We start from the raw sequence: 16,502 nt of genomic DNA on the forward strand, positions 1-16,502 counted from the left end.
ATGCGGTGCACCTCCGGCAGCGCCGACTCCAGGATCGAGAAGATGTGCTCGGGGCCGGCCAGGAAGTCGTCGATCGCCTTGTTCTGGATGGCTACCGTCGAATATTCAAGGCAGGCAAGGTGTTTCAACGTCGCCTTGAGATGGCTGCGGACCAGGCCGGAGACTTGGGTTCTTGGACCGTCCCAGTGCATCGCCGCGACCACCAGCCGGTTGCGAAGGTGGAAGTACGCCTGCCAGTCGATCGCGTCGTCCTTGTCGCTCCAGGCCATGTGCCAGATCGCGGCGCCGGGCAGCGTGACGGTCGGGTAGCCGTGTTCGGCGGCCCGCAGACCGTAGTCGGCGTCGTCCCACTTGATGAACAGCGGCAACGGCTGGCCGAGTTCCTCGGCGACCTGCCGCGGGATCATGCACGTCCACCAGCCGTTGTAATCGACGTCGATGCGGCGGTGCAGCAGCTTGCTCTGGTCGTCGTTGGCGTTGAGCGGGTATTCGGCGAAGTCGTGGTCGTACTCGGCGTGCGGCGCCGCGGTCCACATGAAGTTGGCCCGGTTCACCACCTCACCCATGATGTGCAGGTGGGAGGGCTCCTGCAGGTTGAGCATCTGGCCGCCGATCAGCATCGGGGTTCGGGCGAACCGCTGCATCGCCAGCACCCGCAGGATCGAGTCGGGCTCGAGGCGGATGTCGTCGTCCATGAACAAGATCTGCTGGCAGTCGGTGTTCTTGAGCGCTTCGTACATGACGCGGCTGTAGCCGCCGGAGCCGCCGAGGTTGGGCTGGTCGTGGAGGGACAGCCGATTGCCGAGCCGAGCCGCCGCCGCCGGGAAGTCAGGATGGTCGCGCACCTTGCGCACGCCCTGGTCGGGCACGATCACCGCGCCGATGACCTCGTCGACCAGCGGGTCGGCGGTGAGATCGGCCAGGGCATTGGCGCAGTCGGCGGGCCGGTTGAACGTCGGGATGCCGACCGCGATGCTGGCCGTGCCGGGGGCGGGTTCGGCCGCGTACCAGCCGCCGGACCGCAAAGTGACCGCGGTGTCGGTGGTGATGTCGAACCAGATCCAGCCGCCGTCCTCGAACGGCTGCAACCCCACCTCGACCTCGACCACGCACGGCTCGTCGTCGACGCAGACGAACTGGCGGCCCTCGACGAAGATCCGCGCCCCGGTGGCCTTGCTCCGGTAGACGTCGACGCGCCCGGCTCCGGTCAACTCGACCCGCAGCACGACCGACCTGCAGATCGTCCAGCGCCGCCAGTAGCTGGCCGGGAACGCGTTGAAGTAGGTGGCGAACGACACCTCGCTGTCCGAGCCGATCTGCAGTGACGTGCGGGTGGTGGCATGCGCGCGCCGCGCGTTGGTGGTCGACTCCTCGAGGTAGAGCTTGCGCACGTCGAGGGGCTCACCCGGGCGCGGCAGGATGATTCGGGCCAGCAGGCTCACGGCGGTCATACGCCCGTCTCTCCGTTCAGCGGCGCGCCGTCGCGAAGGTGCGGCGCGAGGAGGTTGTCGTACATGTTCAGCGCGCTGGCGATGGCCATATGCATGTCCAGGTATTGGTAGGTGCCCAGCCGGCCGCCGAACAGCACCTTCGACGACGCGGTCTCGGACTTGGCCCGGGCCCGGTAGGCGGCCAGCACGGTTCGGTCGGCCTCGGTGTTGATCGGGTAGTAGGGCTCGTCGTCGTCCCCGGCGAACCGCGAGTATTCCCGCATGATGACGGTCTGGTCCGTGGGGTAGTCACGCTCGGGGTGGAAGTGGCGGAACTCGTGGATGCGGGTGTAGGGGACGTCGAGGTCGTTGTAGTTCATCACGGGCGTGCCCTGGAAGTCGCCGCAGTCGCGGAGCACTTCGAGTTCGAAGTCCAGCGTGCGCCAGCCGAGGCGCCCTTCGGCATAGTCGAAGTAGCGGTCCAGCGGGCCGGTGTAGACGATCGGCGCGTCCGGGCTGTCGCCGCGCAGCCGGTCGCGGACGTCGAACCAGTCGGTGTCGAGGCGAACTTCGATGCGATCGTCGGCGGCCATGTTCTGCAGCCACGCGGTGTAGCCGTGCACCGGCAGGCCTTCGTAGGTATCGCTGAAATAGCGGTTGTCGAAGGTGTAGCGCACCGGCAGGCGGGTGATGTTGGCCGCCGGCAGTTGCTTCGGATCGGTCTGCCATTGCTTGGCGGTGTAGCCCTTGACGAACGCCTCATAGAGCGGCCGGCCGATCAGCGAGATCGCCTTCTCCTCCAGGTTGCGCGCGTCTGCGGGGTCGATTTCGGCGGCCTGCTCGGCGATCAGCCGACGCGCCTCGGTCGGGGTGAAGTATTTGCCGAAGAACTGCGACACCAGGCCCAGGCCCATCGGGAACTGGTAGGCCTGCCCGCCGTGCATCGCGAACACGCGGTGCTGATAGCCGGTGAACTCGGTGAACTGCCGCACGTAGTCCCAGACCCTGGTGTTGGAGGTATGGAACAGGTGGGCGCCGTACTTGTGCACCTCGATCCCGGTCTGCGGCTCGGCCTCGGAGTAGGCGTTGCCGCCGAGGTGCGGGCGCCGTTCCACGACGAGCACGCGCTTTCCGAGTTGGGTAGCCACGCGCTCGGCGACAGTCAGGCCGAAGAACCCGGATCCCACGACGAGGAGGTCGAATCGAGCGGTCATCGGTTGCATAGGGTATCCGACCGCGCGGGCCCAACCCATTTGACGAGCCAGCGGCGTTCGGCTCGGTCTACGTCGCGATTGGCTCACGATTGAATATCACCACTCCAGTCACACCATTCCCACTCGTACCATCGACTGTGTGTGGGTCATGCCGGACTCGACGGGCAGGACGCGCCGACACAAACAGATAGCTGGTTTGAAGCTAGATTGAGGAGACTTCCGTGCCGAACCGACGCCGACGCAAGCTTTCGACAACCATGAGCGCGGTCGCCGCCCTGGCAGTGGCGAGTCCGTGCGCATACTTCCTGGTCTACGAGGCGACTTCGGGCAGCAAGGCGCCCGAACACCACGACTTCACGCAGGCGGCGATGATCACCGACCTGCCCAACGAGCTGGTGGGTGCCCTGTCGCAGGGGCTCTCGCAGTTCGGGATCAACATGCCTCCGGTGCCCGCGCTGACCGGAGGCGCCGGGGCCACGCCCGGCCTGACCAACCCGGGGTTGACGAATCCCGGCCTGGGCACGCCCGGCCTGGGTACTCCGGGCCTGACCAGTCCGGGGCTGACCAGTCCGGGGCTGACCAGTCCGGGGCTGACCAACCCGGGCCTGACGCCCGCGGCTCCCGGGCTCGCGCCCGCCGCCGCATTGCCGGCGACACCGGGCCTGCCCGGCGGCGGCCTGACCACCCCCGGCACCAGCCCGGCCGCTGGGCTCACGCCGGGCCTGAGCCCCGTCGGCGGCGCCGGCGAGGTGCCGATCAGCGCGCCGGTCGGCCTGGACCCCGGTACCGACGGGACCTACCCGATCCTCGGCGACCCCTCCACACTGGGCGGCGGCACGCCGGCCGGCAGCAGCGGCGGAGGCGGACTCGTCAACGACGTGATGCAGGCCGCCAACCAGCTCGGCGCAGGCCAGGCGATCGACCTGATCAAGGGCATGGCGATGCCGGCGATCCAGCAGCAGCTCCAGCAAGGCGGCGCAGCCCTGCCCGGCGCGGCAGGTGCCGCAGGCGCCTTACCGGGTGCGGCGGGAGCTTTGCCGGGTGTCGCCGGCGCGCTGCCCGGCGCGGCGGGCGCCGCGGGTGCGCTACCAGGCGCGGCGGCCGGCGCACTGCCCGCCGCGGCCGCGGCCGTCCCGGCGGCGGCGCCGCCCGTCTAGATTCTCGCCAATCCTGTCACCTGACGGCACCGCAGAGTTGTGTGGCTCTGCGGTGCCGTCGAACATCCGGGGTTCCTGCGCCCGAAGCCGTGTCGCCACATAAATAACATGCGACCCACACGTAACATCGGCCCCGTGTCGTCCCGTCGCGCGCCCACGATGTTGCTCACCGCTGTCGCGGCGACCGTCGTGATCGTCGCGTCGGTGGCCGGCGTGGTCCCCGACCAGCGCGCGCCGGCCCCGCCGTCAGCCCCCCAGACGCAGCTCGCCGAGCAGCCACTGGTCGGGCTGGGCGGCGGAGTGACCATCCGTGAACTCACACAGGACACGCCCTTCTCCCTGGTCGCACTCACCGGTGACCTGGCAGAAAGCTCGACCCGCGTGCGCGCCAGGCGGCCCGACGGTACCTGGGGTCCGTGGTACCAGACCGAGTACGAAACCGCCGCGCCCGACGACCCGCCCGCCTACCGCGCCGGCGCCGCCGGGTCGGCCCCACCGGCCGCCGCGCCCGAGGGGCCCCGCAGCACCGAGCCCGTGTTCGTCGGCACCACCACGACGGTCCAGATCGCCATCACCCGCCCGATGGATGCGGCGGTCACCCAGGCTCCGGCGGCACCGGACCAGCCACGGGACCGCGGCCTGGGCTACAAGCCGGCGTCCAAGGAGCAAGGCTTCGCCCAGAACATTTCCGCGATCCTCATCTCCCCACCGCAGGCGCCGGCGAAGAATCAGTGGACGCCGCCGTCGGGGGTGTTGATGCCGGGTCAGGCGCCGGCCATCATCAGCCGATCCGAGTGGGGCGCCGACGAGGCCCTGCGCTGTGGAAACCCGCAGTACGACGACGGGATTCGCGCCGCGGTCATCCACCACACGGCCGGCAGCAACGACTATTCCCCCCTGGAATCGGCGGGGATCGTCAAGGCCATCTACACCTACCACAGCAAAACCCTGGGCTGGTGCGACATCGCCTACAACGCGTTGGTCGACAAATACGGCCAGGTGTTCGAGGGCAGCGCCGGGGGCCTCACCAAACCGGTAGAGGCTTTTCACACCGGCGGATTCAACCGCAACACCTGGGGCGTGGCGATGATCGGGGATTTCGACGACGTACCCCCGACGCCGATCCAGCTCCGCACCGTCGGCCGGCTGCTCGGCTGGCGCCTGGGCCTGGACGGCGTGGACCCCAAGGGCACGGTCGCCCTCGAGTCGGCGGGCAGTCACTACACCACGTTCCCGGCCGGCGCGGTCGCCGAGCTGCCCACCATCTTCACCCACCGCGACGTCGGCAACACCGACTGCCCCGGCAATGCCGCCTACGCGCTGATGGACGAAATCCGCGAGATCGCATCGCACGTCAACGATCCGCCGGAAGAGCTGATCAAGGCGCTCGAGGGCGGTGCGATCTACCAGCACTGGCAGGAGATCGGCGGGATGAAGAGTGCGTTGGGGGCGCCGACGTCGCCCGAGGACGACGCCGCGGGCGACGCCCGCTTCGCCACGTTCGCCCGGGGCGCGATGTACTGGTCGCCGGTGACCGGACCGCAGCCCGTCACCGGCGCGATCTACAACGCGTGGGCATCCCTGAGCTACGAGCGGGGTCCGCTGGGGCTGCCGACAAGTGCGGAAATTCAAGAACCCCTGCAGATCACGCAGAACTTCCAACACGGAACCCTGAATTTCGAGCGCCTCACCGGGGACGTCACCGAGGTCGTCGACGGCATCACCACCCCGTTGTCGACGCCGTCGTCGACCCAGGCCCCGAGCGGGCCTCAGGTGCCCGCCGAACACTTCTCGCTGCCGACCCACCCGACCGTATAGCGCTCAGAGCCACCAGCGTTCCAGCACCCGCGCCACCCCGTCGTCACTGTTGGGCGCGGTGATCTCGTCGGCGGCGGCGAGCACCTCGGGATGGGCGTTGCCCATTGCCACACCATGGCCGGCCCACAGCAGCAGGGGCAGGTCATTGGGCATGTCGCCGAATGCGAGCACCTCACCGCGACCGATCTCCGACGCCGTGGCGATCTCCTCGACACCGGTGGCCTTGCTGATCCCCACCGGCATGATCTCGACCAGTCCGTTGTCGGTGGAGTAGGTGATGTCGCCTTCGATGCCGACATGTCTGGCCAGGGCGGCGGCCATGTCCGCGCTGCGGGCACCCGCCTGCCGGATCAGCAACTTGATCGCCGGGGCGCTGAGCAGGTCCTCGATCGCCACCTCGGTGTTGTCGGGATTGAGCCACGCGTGCTCGTAGCCGGGCGAACTGATGAACTGCGGGGTGGCCGTGTCGTGGGCGCGTTCGCCGATCCGCTCGACCGCCAGACCCGCACCGGGGATCACGCGGGCGGCCAGCTCGGCCAACTCGGCCAGAGTGTCGACATCGAGTGTGCGCGCCGACACCACCCGGTCGCTGCCGGGGTCGTAGATGACCGCCCCGTTGGCGCACACCGCCATCGGCGCGAAGCCGAGCTCGTCGACGACCGGGCGTATCCAGCGCGGTGGGCGACCGGTGGCCAGGACGAACTGCGCGCCGCCGGCGACGGCGGCGCGCACCGCGGCGCGGGTGCGGGGGCTGATGGTGTCGTCGTCGTCGAACAGGGTGCCGTCGACGTCACAGGCGACGAGCGCCGGCAGCGTCATTGTCGGGGCAGCGTCATTGTCGGGGCAGCGTCATTGTCGGGGCAGCGTCATTGTCGGATCACAGGATTTCCGGCCGCCGTCAGTGGATTCCGTCTTGCGCGCGCCCCGGTGGCGTCACGCCGTCGTGCCCGTACTGCTGCGCCCGTTGCAGCAGTTCGGCCACCCGCATCGCGCGGGAGTCGTCCTGGGTCGGCGCACCGCCGCCCATCCGGCGCGGCACCCAGAATTCACCCTCTGGATGCGGGTATTCCTCCTGCACCCGGTACAGCAGCGCGTTCATCGCCCTCCGCAACGCCGCGTTGAGGTGCTCGGGTTTGCCTTCCGGCGGCAGCGGCCGCCCAGCCGCCACGATGATGGGGATCTTGTTGCGCAGCAACTTTTTGCGATGATCCTTGGGCCAGATGCGGTGGGCTCCCCAGACGATCAGCGGGACGATCGGCACCTGCGCCTCCAGCGCCATCCGCGCCGCACCGGTCTTGAAGGCCCGCAGCTCGTAGCTGCGGCTGATGGTGGCCTCGGGGTGCACGCCGACGAGCTCGCCCTCGCGCAGCCGCCGGACGGCCACCGCGTAGGCGTCGCGCCCGTCGCGGCGGTCCACCGGGATCAGCCCGGCGTGCCGGACGACGTAGCCGACCCCCTTCACGTCGGCCATCTCGGCCTTGATCATGAAGCGCAGGCGCCGCTTGCGCCGGTGGGCGGCCAGCGACGCGGGCAGCCAGTCTAGGTAGCTGGTGTGGTTGAGCGCGATCAGCACCCCACCCCGCGCCGGGATGTTCTCCAGCTCCTGGTAGGTGATCTTCGTCCCGTTCATCGCCACGACGGGCGGGACGATCGTCTCCGCGAAGCGAAAAAACGGCTCGGCCATGTCGCTCCTTCCCCTGCGCGCGCGTTTACCGCGCCTGGCCCGGCGAACGGTCCTGCGCCTTCGCCGCCGCTTCCTCGGCGTCCAGTCGGGCCGCCTCGGCCAGCGACGGGGCGCCCCCGCCCAGCCGGCGCGGCACCCAGAACTCGCCGGCCGGGTGGGGTCCGTATTCCTCCTGCGCCCGCTCCAGCAGGTGCTGCATGCGCGAGTGCAACAGGGCGTTGAGCTCCGTAACGCCCAGTGTCGGCTCGATCGGTTCGCCGACGAGCACCGTGATCGGCACCTTGGGTCGCCACAGCTTCTTGGGATGGCCCTTGGTCCAGATCCGCTGCGCTCCCCAGACGACGACCGGGACGATCGGCACCCCGGCATCGACCGCCATCCGCGCGGCCCCGGTCTTGAATTCCTTGATCTCGAAGCTGCGGCTGATGGTGGCCTCGGGATAGACGCCGACCAGTTCGCCGTCTTTGAGGTTGCGCACGGCGGACTCGTAGGAAGCGGCGCCGTGCTGCCGGTCCACCGGGATGTGCCGCAGGCGGCGCATGATCGGCCCGGTGACCTTGTGGTCGAAGACCTCCTGCTTGGCCATGAACCGCACTTTGCGGCCCAGGCCCTGCCGGTAGGCGGGCAAACCCGCGAACGTGAAGTCGAGGTAGCTGGTGTGGTTGATCGCCACGACGGCGCCACCGGCGGCCGGCAGGTTCTGCAGGCCCGTGACGGTGATGGACAGTCCCTGCACCCGCCACACCAAGCGGGCTAGCTGAATGAGAGTCCAGTACGCCGGTTCCACAGCTTCCCAGCCTAGTGCGCACGGCCGCGCGCCGCCTACGGCGTCGAACCCGACGCGGGCCGCCTCGCCCACTACCGGCGATTGTGGCGGGCCGAGGATTCCGCCGCGCGCTAAGCTCGGGGGCTGACGAGGCGAAACCTCAACCATCGACGAGGGGGAGACGAGGGGGATTTGTGCAGGTCACCAGCGTCGGCCACGCCGGATTTCTGATCCAGACCCACGCGGGCAGCATCCTGTGCGACCCGTGGGTCAACCCGGCCTACTTCGCGTCCTGGTTCCCGTTCCCCGACAACAGCACGCTGGACTGGGACACACTGGGCGACTGCGACTACCTCTACGTCTCCCACCTGCACAAAGACCATTTCGACGCGCGGAACCTGCGCGAGCACGTCAACAAAAATGCGGTGGTCCTGCTGCCGGACTTCCCGGTGCCCGACCTGCGAAACGAGCTGGAAAAACTGGGCTTTCACCGGTTCTTCGAGACCGGCAACGCCGTCAAACACCGGGTCAGCGGCCCCAAGGGCGACCTCGACGTCATGATCATCGCTCTGCGGGCACCTGCCGACGGCCCGATCGGCGACTCGGCGTTGGCGGTTTCCGACGGCGTCACAACGGTTTTCAACATGAACGACGCCCGTCCGGTCGACTTGGACGTGCTGGCAAGCGAATTCGGCCAGGTCGACGTGCACATGCTGCAGTACTCCGGGGCGATCTGGTATCCGATGGTCTACGACATGCCCGCGCGGGCCAAGGAGTCCTTCGGCATCCAGAAGCGGCAACGCCAGATGGACCGGGCGCGCCAGTACATCGCCCAGGTAGGGGCGAGCTGGGTGGTGCCGTCGGCAGGTCCGCCGTGCTTCCTGGACCCCGAGCTACGTCACCTCAACGACGACGGCTCGGATCCGGCCAACATCTTCCCCGACCAGATGGTCTTCCTGGAGCAGATGCGCATCGGTGGGCACGACGGCGGGCTGCTGATGATCCCCGGGTCGGTCGCCGAGTTCTCCGGCGCGACGCTGACCTCGCTGCGCCATCCGCTGCCCGAGGATCGGGTCGAGGCGATCTTCACCACCGCCAAGGCGGACTACATCGCCGACTACGCCGAGCGGATGGCCGGCGTCATCGCCGCGGAGCGTGAAGGCTGGGCCCCGGCGGCCGGGGAGCCGCTGCTCGGGCAGCTGCGCGCACTGTTCGAGCCGATCATGGGAGCCAGCGACGAGATCTGCGACGGCATCGGCTCCCCGGTCGAGTTGGTGATCGGTCCCGAGACGGTGATCCTGGACTTCCCCAAACGCACAGTGCGCGAACCGATTCCCGATGAAACGGTTCGCTACGGCTTCACGATTGCGCCCGAGTTGGTGCGCACCGTGCTGCGCGATGACGAACCGGACTGGGTCAACACCATCTTCTTGTCCACCCGTTTCACGGCATGGCGGATCGGCGGCTACAACGAATACCTGTACACGTTCTTCAAGTGCCTGACCGACGAACGGGTCGCCTACGCCGACGGATGGTTCGCCGAAAAGCACGACGACTCCGCGTCGATCACCTTGGAGGGCTGGCAGGTTCAACGCCGCTGCCCACACCTCAAGGCCGACCTCTCCAAGTTCGGTGTGGTGGAAGGTGATACGTTGACCTGCAACCTGCACGGATGGCAATGGCGCTTGACCGACGGCCATTGCCTGACCGCGGGGGGGCATCAGCTGCGGAGCTCGCGGGAGTGAGCCGGGCCGGCGGCCAAACCTACGACGACGGCCTGATCCAGCTGGACCGGGCGGCGATCACGCTGCGCCGCTACCACTTTCCATCCGGCACGTCGAAGGTGATCGCGCTGGACAGCATCCGCGGATACAAGGCCGAACGACTGGGCCTGTTCGTCCAGCGGTTCCGCATCTGGGGTAGCTCCGACTTGCGCCGCTGGCTGCCCCTGGACGTCCACCGGCCGTTGAAGTCGCTGCTGGTCACGCTGGACATACCGGGGACCTGGCCCAGCCCGGCGTGCACCCCGGAGCGCCCGGAGGAGTTCCTGGCGCTGCTCGACGAGATGATCAGTCGCCGCCGTTAGCGGCCGGCCGCGCACCGGCCAGACTGCGGAGGTGCCCGCCGTCGGCGACGCGCGCGTACACCGATTTCATCGCCGAGAGGTACCGGTCGATGGATTCGCGGGCGACCGGATTGTCCGGGAACAGCACCGTCACCGTCGTCTCATGCGCAAAACGGTTGACCCACATCGAGACTTGATGGGAGATCCTGCCTTCGTCGTAGATCCGGAAATTCAGGTCGGAATTGGCGACCGCGGACAGGGGCGCGATGCTCGCGTCCAGGAAGGACATCACGAAGTTGCCGGGCCGGGGCCTGGTGAGCCCCATCGCGGGCGGCGCCAATTCCACCACGCGGTCGAACGGTACCGTGGCCAACTCCACGCCTGAATCGAAGCATGCCTGCGCGGCGCGGGCGGCGTCGGCGAAGGTCGTCGCGCCCGCGGGGACGGTCACCGGGACCAGCCCGGTGAACCAGCCCATCGTCACGAGTTCTGTTGCAGTTCTGCGGGTATCGGTCGTGACGACCACGGAGAACGCTGCGGTACCGGTCAACTCGCGTTGCGTCAGCGCGGCGCAGGCGAAGACCCCGCCGCTGAAGCGCGCGCCGGCCGCGACGCAGGCCGACTCGAACCGCTCCGACCGTTCTTCGTCCAGCAGCGTTTCCGTGATCAGCTTGCCCGCGTAGGGCACCGACAGGTCGCCCAACGGCAACGGGTAGTACGGAAGGGTTCCGCCGTTGTCGGCGGCGAACCGGATCCACCCGCGGACCCGGGCAGACTCCCCGGTCAACGCGCACGCGTCGCGCTGCTGGCGCAGGCAGTAATCGGCGTAGCGGCCCGCATCAGGCAGCGCGACGGGCAGCTCACCGCCCACCAACGCGCCGTACATCGCATGGATCTCGGTGAACAGCACACCCATGACCATCGGGTCCACCAACAGGTGAGCGATGCTCGCGTAGAAGGTGAAGTGGTGGTCGCTCTGCACGATTCCGAACACGAAGCAGTCCCACTGCAGCGGGTGCGGCGCACTGATGTGGTCGCGCAGGTCCGCCGCCGTCATCTCGGCATGCTCGACCGGCACCAGCTCGATGGCGGAGGGATCGGCGACGGTGTGCCGCACGATGCGACCCGAATCCTCGCAGTCGAACCAGCTGTGGTAGGTGTCGTGGCGCCGCAGGTGCGCGTTGACGGCAAAGTTCATCGCCCGCACGTCGCACCGCCCGGCCACGTCCCAGGTGAAGATCATCAGCCGCGACAGATCGAGACCCCGGGCCGCATGTTCGCGGTAACGGCGCAGATTCTGGGCTTGCTGGTAGCTGGGCGGCACCGCGCTGACCGGCGCCTGGCGGGCTCTGTCTTTGGCCGCGGGCGAGGCGTGCCAACAGACGACCTGTCCGGGCCCCGGAGTCCAGTCCCGCAGCGTTGCTATACCGAACACGACCTCCCCGTTCTGCCGCCGCACCCGGCCCGAGACAACGACCTTACCCGGCGACGCAGGTTCGGGAATTGTTTCCGCCCGAGGCCCGCGCGGGTGCAGTAGGTTCGACACCATGTGGCCGACCGTGCTCTTGTTGGGGCTCTCGGTGGTGCTCGAACCGATACGCATCGGCCTGGTGGTCCTCATGCTGAACCGGCGACGCCCGATGCTGCAACTGTGGGTATTCCTCTGCGGCGGTGTGACAATGGGCGTGGGTGTGGGCCTGGTCCTGCTGTTCCTGATCGGCGCCACCCCGTTGGCGGGGCACCTGACCATTGCCGGGGTGCAGATCTCGACCGGGCTGATCGCGCTGCTCGTCGCCGCGACGCTGATCACCGGCGCCTCGGCCAGGTTGTTTCGCCGGGTTCCGCCGGGGACGACGATCCGCGGTGTCGGGCGGCTCTCGGCGATCCCGCGGCGGCTTCTGCACGGCGATTCGCTGTGTGTCGCCGCGGTCGCCGGGCTGGGAGCCGCGCTGCCGTCGGCGAACTACCTGGGGGCCATGGCGGCAATCCTCGCCTCCGGTGCCGTACCCGCGGTGCGGGCCGAAGCGCTGCTCGCATTCAACGCCGTGGCGTTCGCGATGGCCGAGATCCCGCTGATCAGCTACGTGGTGGCGCCGCACAGGACGCGCGCCGCCGCAGCCGAACTGAGGGACTGGCTGCGCGCCCGGACGCAACGCGGCGCCGGTTTCATGGTGGGAGCGGGCGGCTGCCTCATGCTCACGCTCGGATTGAGCAGGCTCTGAGGACCGGCGCAGTGGCATCAGCGGATTCGGTGAACAGATTGCTGGGCGGGGCCGTGGCGGTGGGGCTGCTGGCGTGGGCGGGGCCGGTGGACGACGGCGTCGCCTCCGCCGACACCGCCTTGATCGTGCCCGGCACCGCGCCGTCCCCGTACCAGCCACTGAGGTCGCTGTACCACTTCGATCCCGCGACCCGGCCCGAGATCGGCGCGAACTATTACAGTCCCGATGCCACCCGGCGCGTCATTGCCTATCCCGGCAGCTTCTGGCCGGTGACCGGCTTGCAGTCGCCGACCGTCGGCAGTTCGGTGGCCACCGGAGCCGCCAACCTGGACGCGGCCATCCGCGGCACCGGCGGGCCCATCTCGGTGGCCGGGCTGTCGCAGGGCGCACTGGCGCTCGACCGGGAACAGGCAAGGCTCGCCAACGACCCGAATGCGCCGCCGCCGGACCGGCTGACGTTCATCAAAGCCGGTGACCCCGACAACCTGCTCTCCCGTGCGTTCAAGCCGGGAACCCACATCCCCGTGCTCGACTACACCGTTCCGGCACCGGTGGAAAGCCAGTACGACACGGTCAACGTCGTCGGCCAGTACGACATCTTCTCCGACCCGCCCCACCATGTGGGGAACCTGCTCGCCGATCTCAACGCGGTCGCCGCGGGCGGGTACTACGGCCACAGCGCCACCGCGTTCTCCGACCCCGCCCGCGTGGCGCCGTGGGACGTCACGACGACGACCAACAGCCTGGGCGCCACCACGACGACCTACTTCATCCGCAGCGCCCGGCTACCGCTGGTGCGGGCACTGGTGGACATGGCCGGTCTGCCGCCCGAGGCGGCGGGCACGCTCGACGCGGTGCTGCGGCCCATGATCGACCGGGCCTACGCCCCGGGGCCGGCAGCGCCCGGGAACCCTGTCCGCCTGCTCACCGGAGTCGGCCACGCTCCCGCCGTCGCCCCGTCGGTCAGCGTTCCCGTGTCAGGCACCACCACCGCCCTCAGCGCCGCCAGGGCCGCCAGGGCCGCGACGAACGCTCTGCGGGGTGCCCGCGCGCTCAAGGGCGCCAAGGGCGCGCTGGGGACGATCAGACGCCTGCTGCCCAAGGGTAAATGACCTCAGAGGCGCAGGCCGTGGTCCATCCGGAAGCCGATCAGGTCCTCGGCGTCGGCCGGCATGCGCAGTTCCTCGGGCAGCAGCGATGTGCGCTCGGTGGGACGGGTGCGCCGGCGATCACGCCGTAACGGCCAGCGCAGCGACGGGCGCCACCAGTTCGCCTCGCCCACCAGCACCGCGATGGCCGGCACCGTGACGGTGCGAACCAGGAAGGTGTCCAGCAGCAGCCCGGTGCCCAGGACGAAGGCGTCCTGGACGACGCTGCTGAGGCTGGCGAACAGCAGGCCGTACATCGAGGCGGCCATGATCAGCCCGGCCGCGGTGATCACCCCTCCCGTCGAGCCCACCGTGCGGATCACCCCGGAGCGCAGGCCCGCAGCCGATTCGTCACGCAGTCGGGAGACGAGCAGCATGTTGTAGTCGGCACCCACGGCGACCAGCACGACGAAGGTCAATCCGGGGACGCTCCAGTGCAACTCGCGGCCGAGCAGGAACTGGAACACGATGACGCCGACACCCAGCGCCGCCATGTAGGACAGGATGACCGAGCCGATCAGGTACAGCGGCGCGACGACCGCGCGCAGCAACAGGATCAGGATCAGCAACACGATGCAGATGGTCATGACGACGATGAGCCGGACGTCGTGATCGGAATAGTCGCGCATGTCCTTGAGCACCGCCGGTAAACCCACCACCGAGACGGCGGCATCGGCCAGCGTGGTGTTCGGTTGGGCGCCCCGAGCAGCGGCCGTGATCGCGCGGACCTGGTCCGCGGCGGCGGCGCCGAACGGATCGAGGTTCGTCTGGATCAGGTACCGTACCGCGTGCCCACTGGGCGAGACGAAGGCCGAGGCGAGTTTTCTGAGTTCGTCGACATTCAAGTTACCCAACAGGTCCCGCGCGCCGGGTGGCATCTCGGCGGGCGTGCCCCCCGCGCCGAGGGCGTACGTCAACACCTGCGGCGGAATGTAGAACCCCGCCATCGCCGGCGTGGTCGCCTCGTCCCTCATTCCCAGCAGGAAATCCGACGCCTCGCCCAGCCCGAGGCCCATCTTCTTGACCTGGTCGACCAGCGACTGCACCCCGTCGGCCAGTTGCCGGCTCCCGTCGGCGAGCGAGGTGGCGCCCTGCTGCAGGAAACCGACCTTGCCCCGCACGCCACCGGGCTCACCCATCCCCAGCGCACCCAGGGCGCCCACGGCGGCGCTCAGCGCCTTGCGCAAGCCGGCCACCGTGGCCGCCAGGGTCTGCAGGGCATGCGTCGACCGCAGCTCCCGCGCCAATTCCGAAAGCTTGCCCAGGGTTCCGTCGTCGCGGGCGATGACCACACGCCGCAATTGCGTGCGCGCCTTGGCGCAGCCCGGCTCGGCGTCGCACATCGGGCTGCCGTCGAGTGCGCCCAGTACCGGGCCGGCCCAGTCGGAGTTGGCGGCCACGAAATCAGCGTCGGCACCGATGCTTTCGCCGAGTCTGCGCATGCTGCCGACCAGTTTCGCCGCTCCGTCGAGTTCCCCGAGTGTCCGGTGTCCGCCGAAGGCGCTGCCCAGGTAGGACAGCGCGTCGAGGAGACCGCCGGCCGTGGCGACGGCGCGGTTCACCTGGTCCCGCACATCGCCCAGCTTGGCCGCCATCAGATGGGCTCCGTCGGTCAGCTTGTCGAGATCTCCGGCGTGCCCGGTGATCTGCTCGGCGCCGTCCTGCAGCTTTTCGCCGACTTCGCCGGCCTGCCAGGACGCCCTGGCCTGCTGCAGCGACCGGCCCATGGGTCGCGTGATGCCCCGCACCGCCGCGACACCCGGAACCTGGCTGACCCGTCGCGCCGCCTCCTCCAGGTCGGCGAGGCTGCGCGGTGTGCGCAAGTCGCGCGGCGAGGTGATGACCAGGTATTCGGGGACGATCAAGTTGGGCGGGAAATGGCGGTCCAGAGTGGCGTATCCGAGCGAGCTGGCGACCCAGGGCGGCAGGCTCTTGCGCTCGTCGAAGTTGTAGTGGGCCATGCCCGCGCAGCCGGCCAGGATGACCAGCACCACCGCACTCGCCAGCAGATGCGCCCAGGGCCGCCGCACGATGTGAATCCCGGATCGACGCCACAGCCGCCGGGTCAGCTCGCGGCGCGGCGCAACCCAGCCACGGCGCCCGGTGAGCACCAGCAGGGCCGGCAGCAACGTCACCGCGGCCAGGAACACCACCACGATCGACACACCCAGCACCGGGCCGACCGTTCGCAGGATCCCGAGCCGGGTGAAGATCATCGCCAGGAACGTGACCGCGACGGTGGCCGCCGAGGCGGCGATCACCTTGCCGATCGATGCCAGCGCCCGCACCACCGCCTGGTCGGATTCCATTCCGCACCGCAGACAGTCGTGATAACGGCTGACGAGGAACACGGCGTAGTCGGTCCCCGCGCCCACCATCATTCCGCTCATGAAGATGACGGTCTGGTTGGCGACGCCCAATCCCAGCGTCCCGATTCCGGCCACCACGCGCTGCGCGACGAGGACGGACAGGCCGATCGTCAGCAGCGGCAACAGCATGGTGACCGGGTTGCGATAGATGACCAGCAGGATGACGAACAACAACAGCGGGATCGCGAGCTCGATCCGGGTCCTGTCCCGCTGGCCGGTGCGGTTGAGATCGGCGACGGTGGCCGCGGGGCCGGTCAGGTCGGCGCGCAGCGTCGACCCGGCGACGGCGTGCCCGACGATGTCGGCGACCCGCGCGTACGCCTGTTTGGACTCCCGCGAGCTCAACTCGCCCGGAAGACTGACCGGCAGGATCCAGGCCTTGTGGTCCTTGCTGGTCAGGACATCGCGCAGCGGCGGCGTCGCCAGGAAGTCCTGCACCGTCACGACATCGCGGGTGTCGCGGCGCAGCGTGCCGACCAGGTTGCGGTAGACGGCTTCGTCGGCCGGGCTCAGCCCCTTGGGATCGACCAGCACCACCACCGCCAGGCTGTCGGACCCGGCTTCTGCGAATGCCGCCGTCATGCGTTCGTTCGCGACGGACGACGGCGCGTACTGCGGCAGGATGTCCA

The 16,502-nt window shown here is 69.0% G+C and carries 13 protein-coding genes; 6 read left to right on the forward strand and 7 right to left on the reverse strand.

Annotation, left to right across the window (positions count from 1 at the left end):
* Positions 1–1,451 (reverse strand): glycosyltransferase (locus AC2VOK_RS00510; RefSeq protein ID WP_428898725.1); only part of this gene is annotated, 1,451 nt, incomplete at its 3' end.
* Positions 1,448–2,653 carry a UDP-galactopyranose mutase gene (gene glf / locus AC2VOK_RS00515; RefSeq protein WP_428898726.1) on the reverse strand — a complete coding sequence of 402 codons (1,206 nt, stop codon included), beginning with the start codon at positions 2,651–2,653 and terminating at the stop codon, positions 1,448–1,450. The genes AC2VOK_RS00510 and glf, both read right to left, overlap by 4 nt.
* A 212-nt stretch (positions 2,654–2,865) precedes the next feature.
* Between glf and AC2VOK_RS00520 the strand changes: the two genes are divergently transcribed.
* The gene (locus AC2VOK_RS00520; protein WP_428898727.1) at positions 2,866–3,801 is read left to right on the forward strand and encodes a PirG; all 936 of its coding nucleotides are present in this window, start codon (positions 2,866–2,868) and stop codon (positions 3,799–3,801) included.
* Positions 3,802–3,936: 135 nt separating this feature from the next.
* Positions 3,937–5,619 (forward strand): N-acetylmuramoyl-L-alanine amidase, encoded by a 1,683-nt coding sequence (locus AC2VOK_RS00525; protein ID WP_428898728.1) that lies wholly within the window; start codon positions 3,937–3,939, stop codon positions 5,617–5,619.
* A gap of 3 nt (positions 5,620–5,622) precedes the next feature.
* On the opposite strand, the gene AC2VOK_RS00530 is transcribed toward AC2VOK_RS00525, so the two are convergent.
* From AC2VOK_RS00530 to AC2VOK_RS00540, 3 genes are all read right to left on the reverse strand, one after another.
* Positions 5,623–6,438, reverse strand: a complete 816-nt coding sequence (locus AC2VOK_RS00530; RefSeq protein ID WP_428898729.1) for an HAD family hydrolase — start codon at positions 6,436–6,438, stop codon at positions 5,623–5,625.
* A 79-nt stretch (positions 6,439–6,517) separates the two neighbouring features.
* Complete coding sequence (locus tag AC2VOK_RS00535) at positions 6,518–7,303, reverse strand: lysophospholipid acyltransferase family protein (protein ID WP_428898730.1); 786 nt, start codon at positions 7,301–7,303, stop codon at positions 6,518–6,520.
* Between the two features lie 25 nt (positions 7,304–7,328).
* A complete protein-coding gene (locus AC2VOK_RS00540; protein ID WP_428898737.1) occupies positions 7,329–8,090 on the reverse strand; it encodes a lysophospholipid acyltransferase family protein in 762 nt (253 codons plus the stop codon).
* 173 nt (positions 8,091–8,263) lie between these two features.
* Between AC2VOK_RS00540 and AC2VOK_RS00545 the strand changes: the two genes are divergently transcribed.
* Positions 8,264–9,814 carry a Rieske 2Fe-2S domain-containing protein gene (locus AC2VOK_RS00545; protein ID WP_428898731.1) on the forward strand — a complete coding sequence of 517 codons (1,551 nt, stop codon included), beginning with the start codon at positions 8,264–8,266 and terminating at the stop codon, positions 9,812–9,814.
* Positions 9,811–10,155: a hypothetical protein gene (locus AC2VOK_RS00550; RefSeq protein ID WP_428898732.1), complete on the forward strand. Its 345-nt coding sequence runs from the start codon at positions 9,811–9,813 to the stop codon at positions 10,153–10,155. The genes AC2VOK_RS00545 and AC2VOK_RS00550 overlap by 4 nt, the downstream gene beginning before the upstream one ends.
* Here the strand turns inward: AC2VOK_RS00550 and AC2VOK_RS00555 are convergent.
* Positions 10,139–11,569 (reverse strand): condensation domain-containing protein, encoded by a 1,431-nt coding sequence (locus AC2VOK_RS00555; RefSeq protein WP_428898733.1) that lies wholly within the window; start codon positions 11,567–11,569, stop codon positions 10,139–10,141. The genes AC2VOK_RS00550 and AC2VOK_RS00555 overlap by 17 nt on opposite strands.
* Before the next feature lie 112 nt (positions 11,570–11,681).
* On the opposite strand from AC2VOK_RS00555, the gene AC2VOK_RS00560 reads away from it, so the two are divergent.
* Positions 11,682–12,356, forward strand: coding sequence for a GAP family protein (locus AC2VOK_RS00560; protein WP_428898734.1), 675 nt, complete (start codon positions 11,682–11,684; stop codon positions 12,354–12,356).
* A gap of 11 nt (positions 12,357–12,367) precedes the next feature.
* Positions 12,368–13,468 carry a PE-PPE domain-containing protein gene (locus tag AC2VOK_RS00565; protein ID WP_428898735.1) on the forward strand — a complete coding sequence of 367 codons (1,101 nt, stop codon included), beginning with the start codon at positions 12,368–12,370 and terminating at the stop codon, positions 13,466–13,468.
* 2 nt (positions 13,469–13,470) lie between these two features.
* On the opposite strand, the gene AC2VOK_RS00570 is transcribed toward AC2VOK_RS00565, so the two are convergent.
* Positions 13,471–16,502, reverse strand: a 3,032-nt coding sequence (locus AC2VOK_RS00570; RefSeq protein ID WP_428898736.1) for an MMPL/RND family transporter, incomplete at its 5' end; no start/stop codon positions are given.

It is taken from the genome of Mycobacterium sp. TH-M116, assembly GCF_057473685.1.

Coding starts and splice junctions, on each gene's coding strand:
- glf (WP_428898726.1), bottom strand. CDS start 2,653: ATGCAACCGATGACCGCTCGATTCGACCTCCTCGTCGTGGGATCCGGG.
- AC2VOK_RS00535 (WP_428898730.1), bottom strand. CDS start 7,303: ATGGCCGAGCCGTTTTTTCGCTTCGCGGAGACGATCGTCCCGCCCGTC.
- AC2VOK_RS00530 (WP_428898729.1), bottom strand. CDS start 6,438: ATGACGCTGCCGGCGCTCGTCGCCTGTGACGTCGACGGCACCCTGTTC.
- AC2VOK_RS00560 (WP_428898734.1), top strand. CDS start 11,682: ATGTGGCCGACCGTGCTCTTGTTGGGGCTCTCGGTGGTGCTCGAACCG.